Origin of the sequence: Polaromonas sp. CG_9.7 (genome assembly GCF_015752205.1) — a bacterium.
Lineage (GTDB): Bacteria > Pseudomonadota > Gammaproteobacteria > Burkholderiales > Burkholderiaceae_C > Polaromonas.
Genome location: NZ_JADOVG010000008.1, coordinates 41,409 through 56,592, shown reverse-complemented (window position 1 = coordinate 56,592; position 15,184 = coordinate 41,409). Strand labels below are relative to the sequence as shown.

General features: G+C 60.2%; 14 protein-coding genes and 1 tRNA gene. 6 read left to right on the top strand and 9 right to left on the bottom strand.

The window, feature by feature from the left end:
- Positions 1 to 41 precede the first annotated feature (41 nt).
- From rpsD to IWX87_RS09825, 4 genes are all read left to right on the top strand, one after another.
- On the top strand, positions 42 to 665 hold the full coding sequence (gene rpsD / locus IWX87_RS09840) for a 30S ribosomal protein S4 (RefSeq protein WP_036806691.1): 624 nt from the start codon (positions 42 to 44) through the stop codon (positions 663 to 665).
- Positions 666 to 758: 93 nt separating this feature from the next.
- On the top strand, positions 759 to 1,751 hold the full coding sequence (gene rpoA / locus IWX87_RS09835; protein ID WP_196863354.1) for a DNA-directed RNA polymerase subunit alpha: 993 nt from the start codon (positions 759 to 761) through the stop codon (positions 1,749 to 1,751).
- Between the two features lie 83 nt (positions 1,752 to 1,834).
- Complete coding sequence (gene rplQ, locus IWX87_RS09830) at positions 1,835 to 2,233, top strand: 50S ribosomal protein L17 (protein WP_196863353.1); 399 nt, start codon at positions 1,835 to 1,837, stop codon at positions 2,231 to 2,233.
- 18 nt (positions 2,234 to 2,251) lie between these two features.
- Positions 2,252 to 2,328 (top strand) — tRNA-Met (locus tag IWX87_RS09825).
- Between the two features lie 72 nt (positions 2,329 to 2,400).
- On the opposite strand, the gene IWX87_RS09820 is transcribed toward IWX87_RS09825, so the two are convergent.
- The 5 genes from IWX87_RS09820 to IWX87_RS09800 all read right to left on the bottom strand — a co-directional run bounded on the left by IWX87_RS09820 (position 2,401) and on the right by IWX87_RS09800 (position 8,938).
- Positions 2,401 to 3,738: a sodium:proton antiporter gene (locus IWX87_RS09820; RefSeq protein ID WP_196863352.1), complete on the bottom strand. Its 1,338-nt coding sequence runs from the start codon at positions 3,736 to 3,738 to the stop codon at positions 2,401 to 2,403.
- Between the two features lie 224 nt (positions 3,739 to 3,962).
- Positions 3,963 to 5,153 (bottom strand): phospholipase A, encoded by a 1,191-nt coding sequence (locus IWX87_RS09815; protein WP_196863351.1) that lies wholly within the window; start codon positions 5,151 to 5,153, stop codon positions 3,963 to 3,965.
- Positions 5,154 to 5,204: 51 nt separating this feature from the next.
- Complete coding sequence (locus IWX87_RS09810) at positions 5,205 to 5,600, bottom strand: hypothetical protein (RefSeq protein WP_196863350.1); 396 nt, start codon at positions 5,598 to 5,600, stop codon at positions 5,205 to 5,207.
- Between the two features lie 340 nt (positions 5,601 to 5,940).
- Entirely contained in the window at positions 5,941 to 8,043 is a 2,103-nt protein-coding gene (locus IWX87_RS09805; protein ID WP_196863481.1) for a UvrD-helicase domain-containing protein, read from the bottom strand.
- 322 nt (positions 8,044 to 8,365) lie between these two features.
- The gene (locus tag IWX87_RS09800; protein ID WP_196863349.1) at positions 8,366 to 8,938 is read right to left on the bottom strand and encodes a hypothetical protein; all 573 of its coding nucleotides are present in this window, start codon (positions 8,936 to 8,938) and stop codon (positions 8,366 to 8,368) included.
- 158 nt (positions 8,939 to 9,096) lie between these two features.
- Between IWX87_RS09800 and IWX87_RS09795 the strand changes: the two genes are divergently transcribed.
- Positions 9,097 to 9,282 (top strand): hypothetical protein, encoded by a 186-nt coding sequence (locus IWX87_RS09795; RefSeq protein ID WP_196863348.1) that lies wholly within the window; start codon positions 9,097 to 9,099, stop codon positions 9,280 to 9,282.
- A 112-nt stretch (positions 9,283 to 9,394) separates the two neighbouring features.
- Here IWX87_RS09795 and IWX87_RS09790 read toward each other — a convergent pair whose 3' ends face one another.
- Positions 9,395 to 9,814, bottom strand: a complete 420-nt coding sequence (locus IWX87_RS09790; RefSeq protein WP_196863347.1) for a PaaI family thioesterase — start codon at positions 9,812 to 9,814, stop codon at positions 9,395 to 9,397.
- Between the two features lie 438 nt (positions 9,815 to 10,252).
- On the opposite strand from IWX87_RS09790, the gene IWX87_RS09785 reads away from it, so the two are divergent.
- The gene (locus tag IWX87_RS09785; protein WP_196863346.1) at positions 10,253 to 11,206 is read left to right on the top strand and encodes an AEC family transporter; all 954 of its coding nucleotides are present in this window, start codon (positions 10,253 to 10,255) and stop codon (positions 11,204 to 11,206) included.
- A gap of 6 nt (positions 11,207 to 11,212) precedes the next feature.
- Here the strand turns inward: IWX87_RS09785 and IWX87_RS09780 are convergent, their stop codons facing one another.
- Genes IWX87_RS09780 through puuE form a run of 3 tightly spaced genes read right to left on the bottom strand, consistent with a single transcriptional unit; the run spans position 11,213 to position 15,182 of the window.
- Entirely contained in the window at positions 11,213 to 12,445 is a 1,233-nt protein-coding gene (locus IWX87_RS09780; protein WP_196863345.1) for an ArgE/DapE family deacylase, read from the bottom strand.
- Between the two features lie 2 nt (positions 12,446 to 12,447).
- Positions 12,448 to 14,217: a 2-oxo-4-hydroxy-4-carboxy-5-ureidoimidazoline decarboxylase gene (gene uraD, locus IWX87_RS09775; RefSeq protein ID WP_196863344.1), complete on the bottom strand. Its 1,770-nt coding sequence runs from the start codon at positions 14,215 to 14,217 to the stop codon at positions 12,448 to 12,450.
- Positions 14,214 to 15,182 (bottom strand): allantoinase PuuE, encoded by a 969-nt coding sequence (gene puuE, locus IWX87_RS09770; protein WP_196863343.1) that lies wholly within the window; start codon positions 15,180 to 15,182, stop codon positions 14,214 to 14,216. Before puuE ends, uraD begins: the two co-directional genes overlap by 4 nt.
- Positions 15,183 to 15,184 lie beyond the last annotated feature (2 nt).

The following is a 15,184-nucleotide window of genomic DNA, read 5'->3' as shown; positions in this document are numbered from 1 at the left end:
GCTCCTGCAGAAATTGCAGCAGATGACAAAAGGATATTCAAGTGGCACGTTACCTCGGCCCCAAGGCCAAACTTTCCCGCCGTGAAGGCACCGACCTTTTCCTGAAGAGTGCCCGTCGCTCTATCAGCGACAAGGCGAAATTCGATTCCAAGCCTGGTCAGCACGGTCGTACCTCCGGTACCCGTACTTCCGACTACGGCCTGCAATTGCGTGAAAAGCAGAAAGTCAAGCGCATGTACGGCGTGCTGGAAAAGCAGTTCCGCCGCTATTTTGAAGAAGCTGACCGTCGCCGTGGCAACACTGGCGCCAACTTGCTGTCGGTATTGGAATCGCGTCTGGACAATGTGGTTTATCGCATGGGCTTTGGCTCGACACGCGCCGAAGCGCGCCAATTGGTTTCCCATAAAGCCATGACGGTCAATGGTCAATCGGTGAACATTCCGTCCTATATGGTTAAGGCCGGCGACGTCATAGCTGTGCGTGACAAGTCCAAAAAACAGACCCGTATTGCCGAGGCGCTCGAACTGGCTAAGCAAGTTGGTCTGCCAGCCTGGGTTGATGTTAATGCTGACAAGGGTGAAGGCACCTTCAAGAAAGTGCCTGACCGTGACGAATTTGCTGCCGATGTCAACGAATCGTTGATCGTCGAGCTGTATTCACGTTAATTTCCGTTCCTGGCGACACGCTTGCCGTGCTGCCAGGTGTGCTTCGCCAGCCTTATCGGTGTAACGAGCCGAGGGTATTGAGAGGAAGACTGCATGCAGACAAATTTGTTAAAACCCAAAACTATTAATGTTGAGCAACTTGGTGCCAACCGTGCCAAGGTGACACTGGAGCCTTTTGAGCGCGGGTATGGCCACACTCTCGGCAACGCCCTGCGTCGTGTGCTGTTGTCTTCCATGGTAGGCCATGCCGCAACCGAGGTGACCATCGCTGGCGTCCTGCATGAGTACTCTTCAATTGACGGTGTCCAAGAAGACGTCGTCAACATTTTGTTGAATCTCAAGGGTGTGGTGTTCAAGCTTCACAACCGCGATGAAGTGACTTTAAGCCTCCGTAAGGACGGCGAAGGTCCAATCACTGCTGCCGATATCCAGACGCCGCATGACGTGGAAATTGTCAACCCTGACCATGTAATCATGAATCTGTCGCATGGCGGCAAGATTGATATGCAAATCAAGGTCGAGAATGGACGCGGTTATGTTCCTGGAAATGTTCGTCGTTATGGTGATGAGTCGCCTAAGTCGATCGGCCGAATTGTGCTTGATGCTTCCTTTTCTCCGGTGAAGCGAGTCAGCTACACCGTTGAAAGTGCTCGCGTTGAGCAGCGTACCGACTTGGACAAGCTGGTTCTGGAAATCGAAACCAACGGTGCTGTTTCTGCAGAAGATGCGGTGCGTGCATCGGCTAAGATTTTGGTCGAACAGCTGGCGGTATTTGCGCAACTTGAAGGCAACGAACTTGGCGCTATCATCAATGATCCTGCACCTCGAAATTCGCAACAGTTTGACCCGATTCTGCTGCGTCCAGTCGATGAGCTGGAGCTCACGGTGCGTTCGGCCAACTGCCTGAAGGCCGAAAATATCTACTATATTGGCGATCTGATCCAGCGCACCGAAAATGAGCTGTTGAAGACGCCTAATCTGGGCCGGAAATCTTTGAACGAGATTAAGGAAGTGCTGGCCTCTCGCGGCCTGACATTAGGAATGCGTCTGGAAAGCTGGCCACCTGCCGGGCTTGACAAACGTTAATTTATTTAAATCTCATCTATTGATGAGAAAGTGCACGGGCAGTACCTGATACGGCTGCTTCGATATTACATAAAGGAAGCACTATGCGACACGGACATGGACTACGTAAACTAAACCGCACCAGCGAGCACCGCCTCGCCATGTTGCGCAACATGATGAACTCGCTGCTCCAGCACGAAGCCATCAAAACGACATTGCCAAAAGCCAAAGAGCTTCGCCGCGTTGTCGAACCCATGATCACTTTGGCAAAAACTCCAACCTTGGCAAACAAGCGCTTGGCATTCGACCGTCTTCGTGATCGTGATATGGTGGTCAAGCTGTTTGCTGAACTGGGCCCACGTTACCAGACCCGTCCAGGCGGTTACACCCGTATTTTGAAGATGGGTTTTCGCGTCGGTGACAATGCCCCTATGGCTTTGGTTGAACTCGTTGATCGCCCTGATGTTTCGGAAGAAATAAAAGCTGAAGCAGCGGCAAAGTAAGCTATAATAACTACATACCGCGCGGTGGAGCAGCCTGGTAGCTCGTTGGGCTCATAACCCAAAGGTCGTAAGTTCAAATCTTGCCCGCGCAACCAAAATATGGTTCTTTTAACCATTTCAAAAAGCCTACCTTGAGTAGGCTTTTTGTTGTCCAGCTTTTATTCCCTTTACTTTTTGCGTTGTTGCCTTTTGATGGTTTTTCGTGATTCATAGTGCTGCATTAACGGCGTTACTGAAATGCCATGAATGATGATGGACGCGACAACCACCGCCAAGGTGATCGACAGGAGGCGTTCGGCAAGCGCCGGCTGAATGTTATGGTTGATGGCATAGAGCAGGTAATACAGCGAACCAATGCCGCGTATGCCAAACCAGCTCATCAAATTGCGTTGTGAGCCACTGACCTGTGTCCCGATCAATCCGCCGTAAACCGCCAGCGGCCGTACCATCAGGAAAAGTACAGGTACAAACCACAGAACGTCACTTTCAAATTCAACGGACGCCAGCAATACACCAACGGCAAGAACAATGGCGACTTCAACAAAGCTTTCCAGCTGGCTGTTAAAGCGCTGAACGGCATTCATCATATTGGTGGGCGCTTCGGCACCTGCCGCGGCTTGCTCTTCAGGACTCAGTTCAAATCCAGCCTTTTGTGTTTCTGCCTGCAACGCGGAGGTGGCAGAAGCCCCTTCGTCGATGCGACGCAATGCCAGTCCGGCCGCAAATACCGCCAGAAAACCGTAGGTGTGGCAAAGCAGTGCGGCGCCGTAAGTGAGTGCAATCAGGCCGAGCGCAATAAATTCATCAGACCGCAAGGCTTCACGATGGCGCATGCGCAAGTAAATAATGGCACGGCCAACCAGTGTTCCAAGCAGATAGCCCAATCCCAGTCCACCCGATATCGCCCAAACCACATCCACCGTCCACCAGCGCCAGGCGGCTTCGCCCAGCTCGTGTACCCCCAGGAGGCCCAGGCCCAGCATGACAAAAGGAAAGGCCGTGCCGTCGTTCAGCCCGCCTTCTCCGGTCAGGCCAAAGCGCAAACGGTCGCGGTCACCACGATTGGACACTTGTACATCCGAAGCCAGTACCGGATCAGTGGGCGCAAGGATGGCGCCCAGCAGTATCGCGGCACCTGGCGAAAGGCCAAGACCATATACGCCGATTGCTGCCACCACCACCACGGTCACGATCATGGACACCGTGGCGAGTTGCAATGGAATTCTCCAGCGCCGGTCACGCAAGGGCAGTTCGAGCTTCATGCCTGCGGTGAACAGCGAGATAAGCACGGCGATTTCTGTTAATCGCTCCAGCATCACCGTATTTTCCAGTGCATCAAGCCGAAGCAAATCCAGCCCCATGGGGCCGACCGCCACACCGACGCCCAGGTAAAGCATGGCTGCATTCAAAGGCAAGCGGGACAGGAAGGAGCTGCCCATGGTCATGACAACCAGCAGCAGGCCAATGATGAGGGCACCCAGCGCAAAGGGGTCCAATTCAAGCATGGTGCGACCACGGTGAGCCAGTTGGCCACCTTGAAGAGAGAGTAATCATCTCTCAAGCTTAAGGTACTCAGCGCTTGCCTACGCTGCAGTGGCTTGCCGGGCTTTAGCGAGTTTTGAGATCCGAGCCCAAGCGAATTTTTATGAAAAAAAGGTCAATTACGCAATACGGTAAATACTTATTTGCTATAAAAAATATAGCTTACAAGGAATTTTCAGGCGCGTTTTTACCAATCAACCAGGCTCAAGCCCACGCTCAGAACATTGCGCCGTTTGTTGTAGTCCAGGAGGCTGTCCCCGTAACCGCTGAACAGTTGTACGTGGTATCGCAGGCCGGTGTAATTCGGCGATGAAGTCGGGGCCATCAACCAGTCCACACGGGTGGACCCGCGCGCTTTACTGCGCAGCGAGTGGCGCAGCGTGACGCCCACGGTGTTTGCCTTGTTGATCTGCCAGCTGCCCGTGAGTTCGGCACGGCCAACGAAATCTTCTATTCCTGGGTTGTTGTCATCGACCGCCGCTTCGTTTATGCGCTTCCAGATGCGGCCTTGCAGACGCAGGCTAGAGTCAGGCCCCAGCTCTTTTTCTGCAGCGCCCATCAAGTAAGTGCGGTTCCAGCTGCGTGACAGCGGATCGGACTGGCCGTTGGACTGGTGCACCAGCCCCAGACCCGAGAGCCGGTAATTCCAGCCGCCGGGCAGCGCAATCTGGTGCGGGTAAACATAAACCAGCTCGGGTTCATGGTCGGTGGTGCGGAACGGCCGCGAAATATTGCCGCTGAACAGCTGCCAATAACTTTGCTGGGTGTAGCCAAACCAGAGCGAATCCTGGTCGTCTCCATCGGCTTCGCCGCTTTTTAGCAAGCCTTTGGCTACTTTGGTGCGCACCGACAGCTGAATCTTGGTTTCGGCATGCTTGTAGTCAGGTGGCGTTCCTGCGCCTATCAGCGGTGGTGAACTGACGCCGCCAGACATGACAACGGCGACCGAAATTGGCCGGTAGCCACGAATCGCAAAGGTGTCGCAATCGGTGCCGCGTTGCAGTTCCCAGAACCTGGACAGCTCGGAATACTGGGTGTTGCGGCAGCCGATAGGCTTGCCGTCTGGCGCTTCGGTATTGAGCGACGGCAGCAGCAGGATTTCAGTTGCCGGCTTGCCGGTGGCCAGGTTGGCCGGTACGGTGGTGAGGGCTGCCGGCGGCGTGTTGGGCGGCAACTGCGAATCAGCCCATTGCTGGTAACAGCTCAGCTGTGCATCGGTGTCGTTCTTGATGGCCTGGCAGACCTGCCAACCGAGGCTGGTGGGTCGGTTGGCCGGCATGTTGACAACCCGTGGTTCCGTCTGCGCTTGCGCCATGCTGCCTGCCAGCAGCCCGGAGGCAAGAAAAATTCGGCTTAAAGAAGAAAGTTGAAGGGACATGGGATGGTTCAGTGAACAGGCTTTAAATCAAACCTGGGGGTGGGGCCAAATTCAGGGTGAGGGCAGTAGTCGGGTCAGCGTGAAAGGAACGTCGGCGCCATCGGGTGCGGCGCTGGCGCTGGTGTCTTTCCAGTGGCCCTGGTAAACCTGGCCGCAGGAACCCGGCTGCATTTCACCGTTCCAGGTGCCGGTGATACTGATCTTGTCAGAGGATTCGTCCAGCAGCAGCATGCCTTCGTCCAAGTCGCCGGCCAGTGCGGCTTCGGAGGTATGCCCTGCAATGGCGGGTGTGCCGGCCGCCTGTCCCAAGTCACGACTGACCGTGCCGGCCAGGCTTTCCGAGAATTCGGCGTGACGTTGGAGCAGCATGGTGGCCCGATCGGGAAGTCCGGCGGGTGGATGGTCGAAACGAACGGCCCAGCGCCCATACAGCTGCTCAGCCTTCATGTTAAGCGCTGCTGAGCATGCCGTTTCAGGCTTGTTATTGGCATTTGCGCATGCTGCTATTGCATTAATTGCTATTAAAAAAATAGCAATTCGAAAAATTCTGGAGTGCATGGGTCGGTGATTGCCTGGTCGGTTTCGTGATGACGGTCAGTTGAAAAAAACGTCGTTTGGTGGCGGCTGCTGTAAATCACGGGCGGGCCATGTTAGCTGAAACCGTATTTTGGAGTTGACACCCTGGCTGAACGCATGCACTCGTGACGCTCGCCAACCCACTGATGCTGGATGGCCCGTCAATTTCAATAATCGCCTGCATTCCGGTGCGCCCGCCTGCCAAGCCTGCTTACCGGGCATCGTAGGCCGCCTTGGAAGCGGCTGCCGCCGCCACACCATCGGCCGCTTTCCTGGCGAATTCGGCGCGCAGGGCCTTGAGTTTTTCGCGCGGGTCTTCCTTGATGGTGGCCTTGTCCAGCGCCATTTCGGCAATGAAGCGGCTCGGCACGCCCGCAATCGTGTCACGGTTTTTCTTGCGTCGGCGCAGCCAGTTCACCGCCAGCGTGCGCTGGGCGCGGGTGATGCCAACGTACATCAGGCGGCGTTCTTCCTGCAGACGCAAGGCGATGCTGTCGGTGTTGATGCCGTCGTCGTCATCGAGCTTGAAGGGCAGCAAGCCTTCGTTGACGCCGGCCAGCACCACATGCGGCCATTCCAGCCCCTTGGAGGCATGCAGCGTGGACAGCGTGACGACGTTCTGGTCGCCCTCGCGTTCGCTGATGGTCGACAGCAGCGCAATCGTCTGCACCACCTCAAGCATGGTCTTGGTGGGTTTTTCGACCGTGGCGCCGGAGGCGTCGTCAATCTGCCCGCCGCAGCGCTGCGCCATCCAGTCGCAAAAATCCATCACATTGCTCCAGCGCGCAGCCGCCACTTTTTCGCTGTCCTCGCCGTCGTAGAGATGCTTTTCGTAATCGATTTCCTTCAACCAGTCGGCCAGGAAAACCCGTGCGTCCTCGGCGCCCACAGTGCGTTTGGCGCGGTATTCGAGGTCGTTCAGGTAACGGCCGAACTCCTGCAGCGAGCCGACCGCCTTGGCTGGCAACACCGAGTCCAGCGAATGGCTGAACAGCGACTCGAACAGGCTGAGCTTGTAGGTGTCGCCAAAGGTGGCCAGCGCGCCCAGCGTGGTGTGGCCGATGCCGCGCTTGGGCGTCTTGATGGCGCGGATGAAGGCCGCGTTATTGTCGTTGTTGACCATCAACACCATCCAGCTGCACAGGTCCTTGATTTCCGCGCGGTCAAAAAAGCTTTGTCCGCCCGACACCTTGTACGGAATGCTCGCCTTGCGAAAGGCCTTTTCAAATGGCTTGGCCATGTGGTTGGCCCGGTACAGCACGCAAAAGTCTTTCCATTCGCGGTACTGCTGGCCTTCGGTTTGCAGGCTGCCTTCGGCGCGCAGGCTCTGGATTCGCGCCACCACGCGCTCGGCTTCGTGTTCTTCGCTGTCGCAATCAACCACCCGCACCGGCTCGCCTTCGCCGAGTTCGCTGAACAGCGTCTTGGGAAACAGCTTGGGGTTCGGGCCGATGACGTTGTTGGCGGCGCGCAATATCGCGCTGGTCGAGCGGTAGTTCTGCTCCAGCTTGACGACTTTCAGCGTCGGGAAATCCTGCGGCAGTTTTTTCAGGTTGTCCAGCGTCGCGCCGCGCCAGCCGTAGATCGACTGGTCGTCGTCACCCACCGCCGTGAAGCGGCCGCGCGCGCCGACCAGCAGTTTGAGCACCTCGTATTGCGTGGCGTTGGTGTCCTGGTATTCATCGACCAGCACATGGCCAAGCGCCGCCTGCCACTTGCTGCGCACTTCTTCGTGCTGCTGCAGCAGTTTCAGCGGCAGGCCGATCAGGTCGTCGAAATCGACACTCTGGTAGGCAGCCAGCCTTTCTTCGTAGTTGGCCATGACGCGCGCCACCAGCCGTTCCTCGTCGCTGCTGGCCTGCGCTTCGGCCTGCGCGGCGTTCAGTCCGGCGCTTTTCCAGGCGCTGATGGTCCACTGCCACTGGCGCGCCGTGGCCACATCGGTGCTGCCTCCGGCGTCTTTCAAAATGCTGGTCACGTCATCGCTGTCAAGGATGGAAAACTGCGGCTTCAGGCCCAGCGCCGCGCCGTCTTGCCGCAGCATGCGCACGCCCAGCGCGTGAAAGGTGCAGATCAGCACGCCCTTGGCCGGCTTGCCGATCAGGCTCTTGGCGCGCTCGCGCATTTCAGCGGCGGCCTTGTTGGTGAAGGTGATGGCGGCAATCTGCTCGGGCCGCATGCCGGTCTGGATCAACCGGCCGATCTTGTGCGTGATGACGCGCGTCTTGCCCGAACCGGCACCGGCCAGCACCAGGCAGGGGCCGTGCATATAGTTGACGGCTTCCTGCTGGGCAAGGTTCAGGCCGTGGGCGATGGCGGGGGTGGGCGGGAGTAAGGACATGCGGGCAGATACCGAAGAGGGGCGCAAAAAGCGCGCTGAATTCAAGGTGCCAAAGGCAGCGGCCATCATAGCCACTCGCGGCGAATGACCCTCGCAGGCGTGCTGATCGCCGTGCTTGATGGGCTCTGGCACAGGTGCGGAGCGTCGGCCTGATGGCGGTCAGTGCAGGCCGGCGGCGTACAGACTGGACGGTTTCAACTTCAGCGCGGCGCGGTGCTTTTCAATCGCCGCGTGCGCCCAGCCACAGCAGGCGCGGCGAGCAGGGTGGGCGGCGACACGTACAGCGCAGGCGCAGTCACTGCCGCACCACCCGCGCCGCCACCGGGCCTTTGCGCTTGGTGGCCCGGACGGCCGCAAAGTCGGCCATGACTTGCCGATTCACCTGATCGACGCTCACCCGCGCCGCCGGCAAGGCCGGTGCGCTTGGCGTCTTACTGTTCTCTTTTAAACTCAATACAGTTATGGGTGCAGATTCTGCGGGGGGCAGCGTCGAAAGTTTCGGGGGTAGCCCATCGAAATCTGCGGAGGGCGGTGCAAATCCTGCGCAGGTTGGGGCTACGGCGATGGCATCAAGCGCAGCGTGGTTTGCAGGCGCACAAGGAAAAATCTGCCACGCCGGGGCCGCGCAGGGCAGGTGGCCGCAGCCCGTCCACGCAATCGCATAGCGCATAGCGCGGCCCGTTCGACGCAGCCGGGCAACGATAATGCCCGCGCGCTCCAGCGCCCTGATGTGTTTTTGCACCATGCGTACGCCCATGCCGCACAGCCGCGTCACGCGGGCCAACGTTCTGTATCGGTCCAGGCTTGCCAGGCTGTCTTTGGAAGGTGCCTCCGGCGGCCTGGCAGGGGTCTGATTGAAAAATCCCACAACCACAAACCCTCAAACAGTTTCAGTTTCAATGCTCGGGGAAATTACAGAACGAATGTTGCACTACCTGAATCTGCCTCGCAACCCGTGCGCCCTGACGCGCTCGGCACACACACCGCGAGGCGAGGCTCGCCGCATCATTTCCATGAGCTACGCCAATGAAGGCGAAATTGCCAGACACGCCCAAATCCTGGGTGGACTCCGACGATGCCCCCAAACTGGACGAGGCGTTTTTTTGCCACGCCACACCTTTGATTGACGACAAGCCGGCGTCTCGCGCGCAGTACGCCAAAGCGGTGCGCCATGGACGTCCCGTGGGCAGCATCGGGTTCAGGCCCTTCTGAACGGCCTGAACAATTGATTTCTTAAGCCTTTCAGGCCTCTGGCGCACGCTGCACCTGCGCAAGCAGCTATAAATTCAGTAGCAATTCATCCGGCAGTCAAAAAACCGCACGCTCAGGCGTTCGCAGCCCGCTGGCGGGGAATGGCGTAGGTGCCGACGACATGGGCCACGGGGTCGTCGCTGCCTTCGGAGTACAGGCTGACTTCGCCGACCGCCAGCAATTTGCCCACGCGCATGAGTTTGCACACGCCGATGATGGCGCGGTCGGCTGACGGTTTGCGCAGAAAGTTGATGCTCAGGCTGCTGGTGACGGCCAGCGGAACGATGCCGATTTCGCCCAGGATGGCGACATACAGCGCCACATCGGCGACCGCCATCAGCACCGGCCCGGCCACGGTGCCGCCGGGACGCAGTTCATGAATGCCAATCGGGTGCCGGATGGTGGCGGATTGGTTGCCTACCGCCTCCACGGAGCATTTGGTCTGGGGGAATTCTTGCGCCAGGAATTGAGCGATTTCTGAGTGGGTGACCATGGTTTCCTTGGATTTCTGGGGGTTTTTGTTTTTCGGCAAAGAGTGAAGCGTAGCGCCGCGCCGGTATGCCGTGACCGGAAAACCCCGGGCGGGCACAACATGGCAGCGCAAGGCAAGTTGAAAATGCTACGAAAAATATAGCTGTCGGCGTATGCAGGATGTGCGCAAAAGGCACTTTTGGCCTGAAAACAGCAACTACTCAGCTTGCCAGTGAACCATGACACCGAGTCCGTATGACCCCGTCGCGCCATGGGGAACGGTGGGGACGGAGGGCCAGCGGGCGGGCGTGCTGCCAAAAATCGCCATCTGGGAGCCCTCACCGTTTCCATCTCCCAGAGGGAGAGGGCGCAAGAAGGTCACGTTCGATACGCTCAGCAGTTACTGAAAACCGGCGGCTTGTTCGGCTTGCCAGCGCATCTGGCCTGCAACAATACGCCCGTGCTCAATATTCTTGCCGTCACCTTTCCCTTCTTTGCGCTGGTGTTGTGCGGCTATGTCGCCACGCGGCGGGCGCTGCTGCCGCAAGCCGCCATTCCGGGGCTCAACACCTTCGTGCTGTATTTCGCGCTGCCGTGCATGCTGTACCGCTTTGGCGCCAGCACGCCGATTGCGCAGTTGCTCGATTTCAGCCTGGGCGCGGTTTATTTGTTGTGCGCGCTGCTAATGGTGGGGCTGACCATCGCCCTGACGCGCAAAGGACCGATCGGCTGGAACGATGCTTCATTCGGCGCGCTGGTCGCCGCTTTTCCCAACACCGGCTTCATGGGCGTGCCGCTGCTGGTGGCGCTGCTCGGCGCGCAGGCGGCCGGTCCGGCGATTATTACCATCGCCATCGACATGCTGGTCACCTCGTCACTGTGCATTGCGCTGTCGCGGCTGGATGGCGCGGACGAGCATGGTGCGGCACGGGCCGCCAGGCTGGCGCTGCGGGGCGTGGTGGTCAACCCCCTGCCGTGGTCAATTGCGCTGGGCGCGCTGGCATCATCCGCCGGTTTTGCACTGCCCAAACCGATCATGGGAACCGTCAGCCTGCTGGCCGATGCGGCTTCGCCGGTCGCGTTGTTCACCATTGGCGCGGTTCTGGCGCGCTCCCAAATGAATAGCACGTTACGCATGCCCGCCGTGCGCTATGTGCCTGTAGCGCTTATAAAGCTGGTGGTTCACCCCTTGCTGGTCGGCGGCGTGGGCTTGGGCGCCATGGCGTTGGGTATGCCGCTGGAGCGCTCTAGCCTGACCGTGCTGGTGCTGGTGGCGGCCCTGCCCAGCGCCAGCAACGTGGCCATGCTGGCCGAACGCTTTGGCGCTGACAACGGGCGCATTGCGCGCATCATTTTGCTGTCAACGGTGCTGGCGTTTTTTACCTTTTCAGCGGCCGTGGCCCTGCTGGTGTGAGCCGGCTTACTGCAGCATTTCAAGCAGGGCACGCGCCACGACCTTGGTGGCGCGGCGCAGGTCTTCGAGCACCAGATGCTCGTCTGAACGCTTGGCGTTGCTTTCAAACACGGTGCGCGGACCGGCGCCATAGATGGCTGATGGCACACCGGCCGCGCCGAACAAGCGCACATCGGTGTACAGCGGCGTGCCGCATGTCGGAACCGGCTCGCCCATCACCTGCTCGCCGTGCTTTTGCAGCGCTTGCACCAGTTCGGCATTGCGTGTGTCAGGCTTCCATGCCTCGGCCATCAGCAGGCGCTTGATGTCGACCGTGATGCCGGGCAGGGTGGCGGCGGCCTCGGCAATCACGCGGCGCACGGTGGCTTCGACTTCAGCCGGGCTCTCCTCGGGAATCATGCGGCGGTCCAGCTTGATGACGACCTTGCCGGGCACCACGTTGGTGTTCGTGCCGCCTTCGATGCGGCCGACATTAAGGTAAGGGTGCTCGATGCCCTCGAAGCCTGAGGTGACCGACTGGTACAGCTGGTTTTGCCGGTACAGCGCGTTGAGGATGGCCGTGGCGCCCTGCAGCGCGTCAATGCCGGTGTGCGGAATGGCGGCATGCGCCATCTTGCCGTGCACCGTGACCTCCATTTGCAGGCAGCCGTTGTGGGCCGTGATGACTTCGTAGGCAAAGCCGGCGGCAATCAGGAAGTCGGGTTGCGTCAGCTTGTTGCGCAGCAACCAGCCCGGGCCGAGTTCGCCGCCAAATTCCTCGTCGTAGGTGAACAGCAGCTCGACGCCGCCCTTGAGCGGCAGGCCCAGCGCCTCGAGGGCGCGAACCGCAAAGGTGTAGGTGGCAAAGTCGCTTTTGCTGACCGCCGCGGCGCGGCCGTAGAGCTTGCCATCGACGATTTCAGCGCCATACGGGTCGTGCGTCCAGCCGTCGCCAGGCGGCACCACGTCGCCATGCGCGTTCAGCGCGATGGTTCGGCCTTCGCCATATTGGCGCCGAACGACCAGGTTGGTGATCGACTCCATGCCGTAGTCCCTGACCTCCTGGGCCGGGACCGGATGCTTTTCAACTACAAAGCCGAAACTCTGGAGCAGCTCGGCGGTGCGCTCGGCGTGCGGTGCATTGTTGCCGGGCGGCGTGTCGGTGGGCACGCGCACCAGTTGCTGCAGGAACTGCACTTCTTCGTCAAAGTGCGCGTCGATCCAGGCGTCAAGCGCGGTGTCGTGGTGGGTGTGGTTCATGGTCATTCGGTGGCAAGTTGTTCAAGCAGGTTCTGGAAGGCGCGCACGCACAGTTCGGTGTCGTCGTTGGTGATGGATTCCAGCGGGTTGTGGCTGATGCCGGCGTTCAGGCCGCGCACAAACAGCATCGCCTGCGGCATGATTTCGTGCAACTTCATGGCGTCGTGGCCGGCGCCGCTGGGCATGCGGAACACCGGCAGGCCCAGCGTCTCGACGGCGCGTTCCCAGCGCTCCTGCCATTCGGGCGCGCTGGGGGCCGCAGCGGCGCGCATGGTCTCTTCCAGCGTGTAGTGCACGCCGCGCCGCTCGCAGATGTCTTTGAGCGCGTGGCAAATGTCGGCGGCGCAGGCGTCGCGCACCTCATTGGTGGTTGCGCGGATGTCCAGGCTGAATTTGCAGCGGCCCGGCACGACGTTGATCGAGCCGCTGGGCACTTCCAGCATGCCGACGGTCGCCACCAGGTGCGGCACGCTGGCGCCGCGCTTTTCGACATACAGCGCCAGTTCGGCAGCGGCGGTGGCCGCATCCCGGCGCCGGTCCATGGGTGTGGTGCCGGCATGGCTGGCCATGCCGATGATTTCGCCCACATAGCGCACACTGCCGTTGATCGAGGTCACGATGCCCAGCGGCAAATCGATTTCATTCAGAACCGGGCCTTGCTCGATGTGCACCTCGACAAAGCCGAGGTAATGGGCCGGGTCGCGCTGCAGCTTGGCAATGTCGTCAATGCACAGGCCGGCATGCGCCATCGCTTCGCGCATGGTGATGCCGTCGGCGTCCTTTTGTTCCAGCCAGGCCATGTTGAAGTGGCCGGTCAGTGCGCCCGAGCCAAGAAATGTCGCTTTGTAGCGCTGGCCTTCCTCTTCTGCAAAACCGACGACTTCGAAACCGAACGGCAGGCGGCGCCCTTGGCGGTGCAGCTCGCGCACGCAGGCCATGGGTGCCAGGATGCCCAGGCGGCCGTCGTACTTGCCGCCATTGCGCACCGTGTCGTAGTGCGAGCCGGTCAGCAGCCGTTTGGACTTGGGGTCGCTGCCGTGGTAAATGCCCACCACGTTGCCGACCGCGTCAATCGACACGTCGTCAAAGCCGCAGTCTTCGCGCATCCAGTGGGCCAGGCGCTGGGCACAGGCCCGGTGCGCATCGGTCAGGTAGGTCACCGTCAGCTCGCCGCGCTCGGCATAGCCGGGGTCGCTGTGGATGCTCAGGCGCTCGTGCCAGTCCCAGACGCTATTGCCAATCTCCGGCGAATGGCCAAATTTGTCGTTCAAGCGGATTTCGGCAATGCGGTGGATGTTGCGCAGGCACTCTGCCAGTTCAAAGTCGGGGTGGTTTTCCAGCCGGCGGGCAAAGGTCGCGATGATCTCGGCTTTGGGCAGGCCCAGGCCGCGTGGACCGCGCACCGCCAGGGTGAACGGGAAGCCGAATCGGGCGTTGTAGTCGGTATTGAGCTGCTGGATTTGCGCGAATTCTTCGGGCGTGCAGTCGGTCAGGCCGGCCTTGCCCTGCTCGTTGGTTGACTCGGCTGTCAGCGTTTGGCTGACCATGGCCTTGCCGGCCAGTTCGGGGTGTGCGCGAACCAGTGCAAGCTGGGGCGCGCGTCCGGCGTGGCGCACCACCTGGACCAGCGCCAGCTTGAGCTGGTCCAGGTTGAGGAAAGGACGCTCGGCCCAGGCTTGCTCTGCGATCCAGGGGGAGTGTTCGTAAGTGCCTTCGAGCAGCTGGACGAATTCGGCTTGCGAGGCGGCGTTGAGTTGATTCAAGGTGATCATTGGGCGGGCCAGACGAAGGCCGTGTCAGGGTTAAAGGGATGCGCCGCTTTCCAGTGGCGCGCGATGTCGATGCGCCGCGCCACCCAGACGCGGTCGTGCTGCCCGATGTGGTCGAGAAAGCGTTGCAATGCCCGCATCCGGCCCGGGCGGCCCAGGATGCGGCAGTGCATGCCAATGCTCAGCATGGCGGGCCGCTCGTCGCCTTCGGCATAGAGCACGTCAAAGCTGTCGCGCAGGTAGGTGAAGAAATCATCGCCCTGCGAAAACCCCTGCGGCAGCGCAAAGCGCATGTCGTTGGTGTCCAGCGTGTAGGGCACCACCAGCTGCGGCGCCAGCGTGCCGTCGGTTTTTTCCACCTGCAGCCAGAACGGCAGGTCGTCGCCGTAGTAGTCGCTGTCGTATTCAAAGCCGCCGAAGTCGGCCACCAGGCGGCGTGTGCGCGGGCTGTCGCGGCCGGTGTACCAGCCCCGTGGCCGCGTGCCGGTCAGGCGCTCGATGGCGGCCATGCCTTGCGCCATGTGTTCGCGCTCGACGCTTTCGTCAATGCCTTGGTAGTTGATCCAGCGCCAGCCGTGGCAGGCGATTTCATGGCCGAGTTCGCAAAAAGCCGCTGTCACCTCGGGGCAGCGCTCCAGCGCCATGCCAATGCCAAACACGGTCAGCGGCAAGCCGCGCTTTTCAAACTCGCGCAGCAAGCGCCACACGCCGGCGCGCGCGCCGTATTCGTAGATGCCTTCTATGCTCAAGTGGCGCTCGGGGTAGGCCGGCGGGCTGGCCATTTCGGACAGGAACTGCTCGCTGCCGGCGTCGCCGTGCAGCACCGAGTTTTCGCCGCCTTCCTCGAAGTTCAGCACGAACTGCAGCGCAATGCGGGCACGGCCGGGCCAGTTGGCATGCGGCGGGTTGCGGCCGTAGCCTTTCAGATCACGCGGGTAGCCGCGAAGGAGGGGGGTGTCAACATTCATGC

Coding starts and splice junctions, on each gene's coding strand:
- rpoA (WP_196863354.1), top strand. CDS start 759: ATGCAGACAAATTTGTTAAAACCCAAAACTATTAATGTTGAGCAACTT.
- puuE (WP_196863343.1), bottom strand. CDS start 15,182: ATGAATGTTGACACCCCCCTCCTTCGCGGCTACCCGCGTGATCTGAAA.
- IWX87_RS09810 (WP_196863350.1), bottom strand. CDS start 5,600: ATGAAGGCTGAGCAGCTGTATGGGCGCTGGGCCGTTCGTTTCGACCAT.
- rplQ (WP_196863353.1), top strand. CDS start 1,835: ATGCGACACGGACATGGACTACGTAAACTAAACCGCACCAGCGAGCAC.
- IWX87_RS09820 (WP_196863352.1), bottom strand. CDS start 3,738: ATGCTTGAATTGGACCCCTTTGCGCTGGGTGCCCTCATCATTGGCCTG.
- uraD (WP_196863344.1), bottom strand. CDS start 14,217: ATGATCACCTTGAATCAACTCAACGCCGCCTCGCAAGCCGAATTCGTC.
- IWX87_RS09790 (WP_196863347.1), bottom strand. CDS start 9,814: ATGGTCACCCACTCAGAAATCGCTCAATTCCTGGCGCAAGAATTCCCC.
- IWX87_RS09815 (WP_196863351.1), bottom strand. CDS start 5,153: ATGTCCCTTCAACTTTCTTCTTTAAGCCGAATTTTTCTTGCCTCCGGG.
- IWX87_RS09795 (WP_196863348.1), top strand. CDS start 9,097: ATGAAGGCGAAATTGCCAGACACGCCCAAATCCTGGGTGGACTCCGAC.
- IWX87_RS09780 (WP_196863345.1), bottom strand. CDS start 12,445: ATGAACCACACCCACCACGACACCGCGCTTGACGCCTGGATCGACGCG.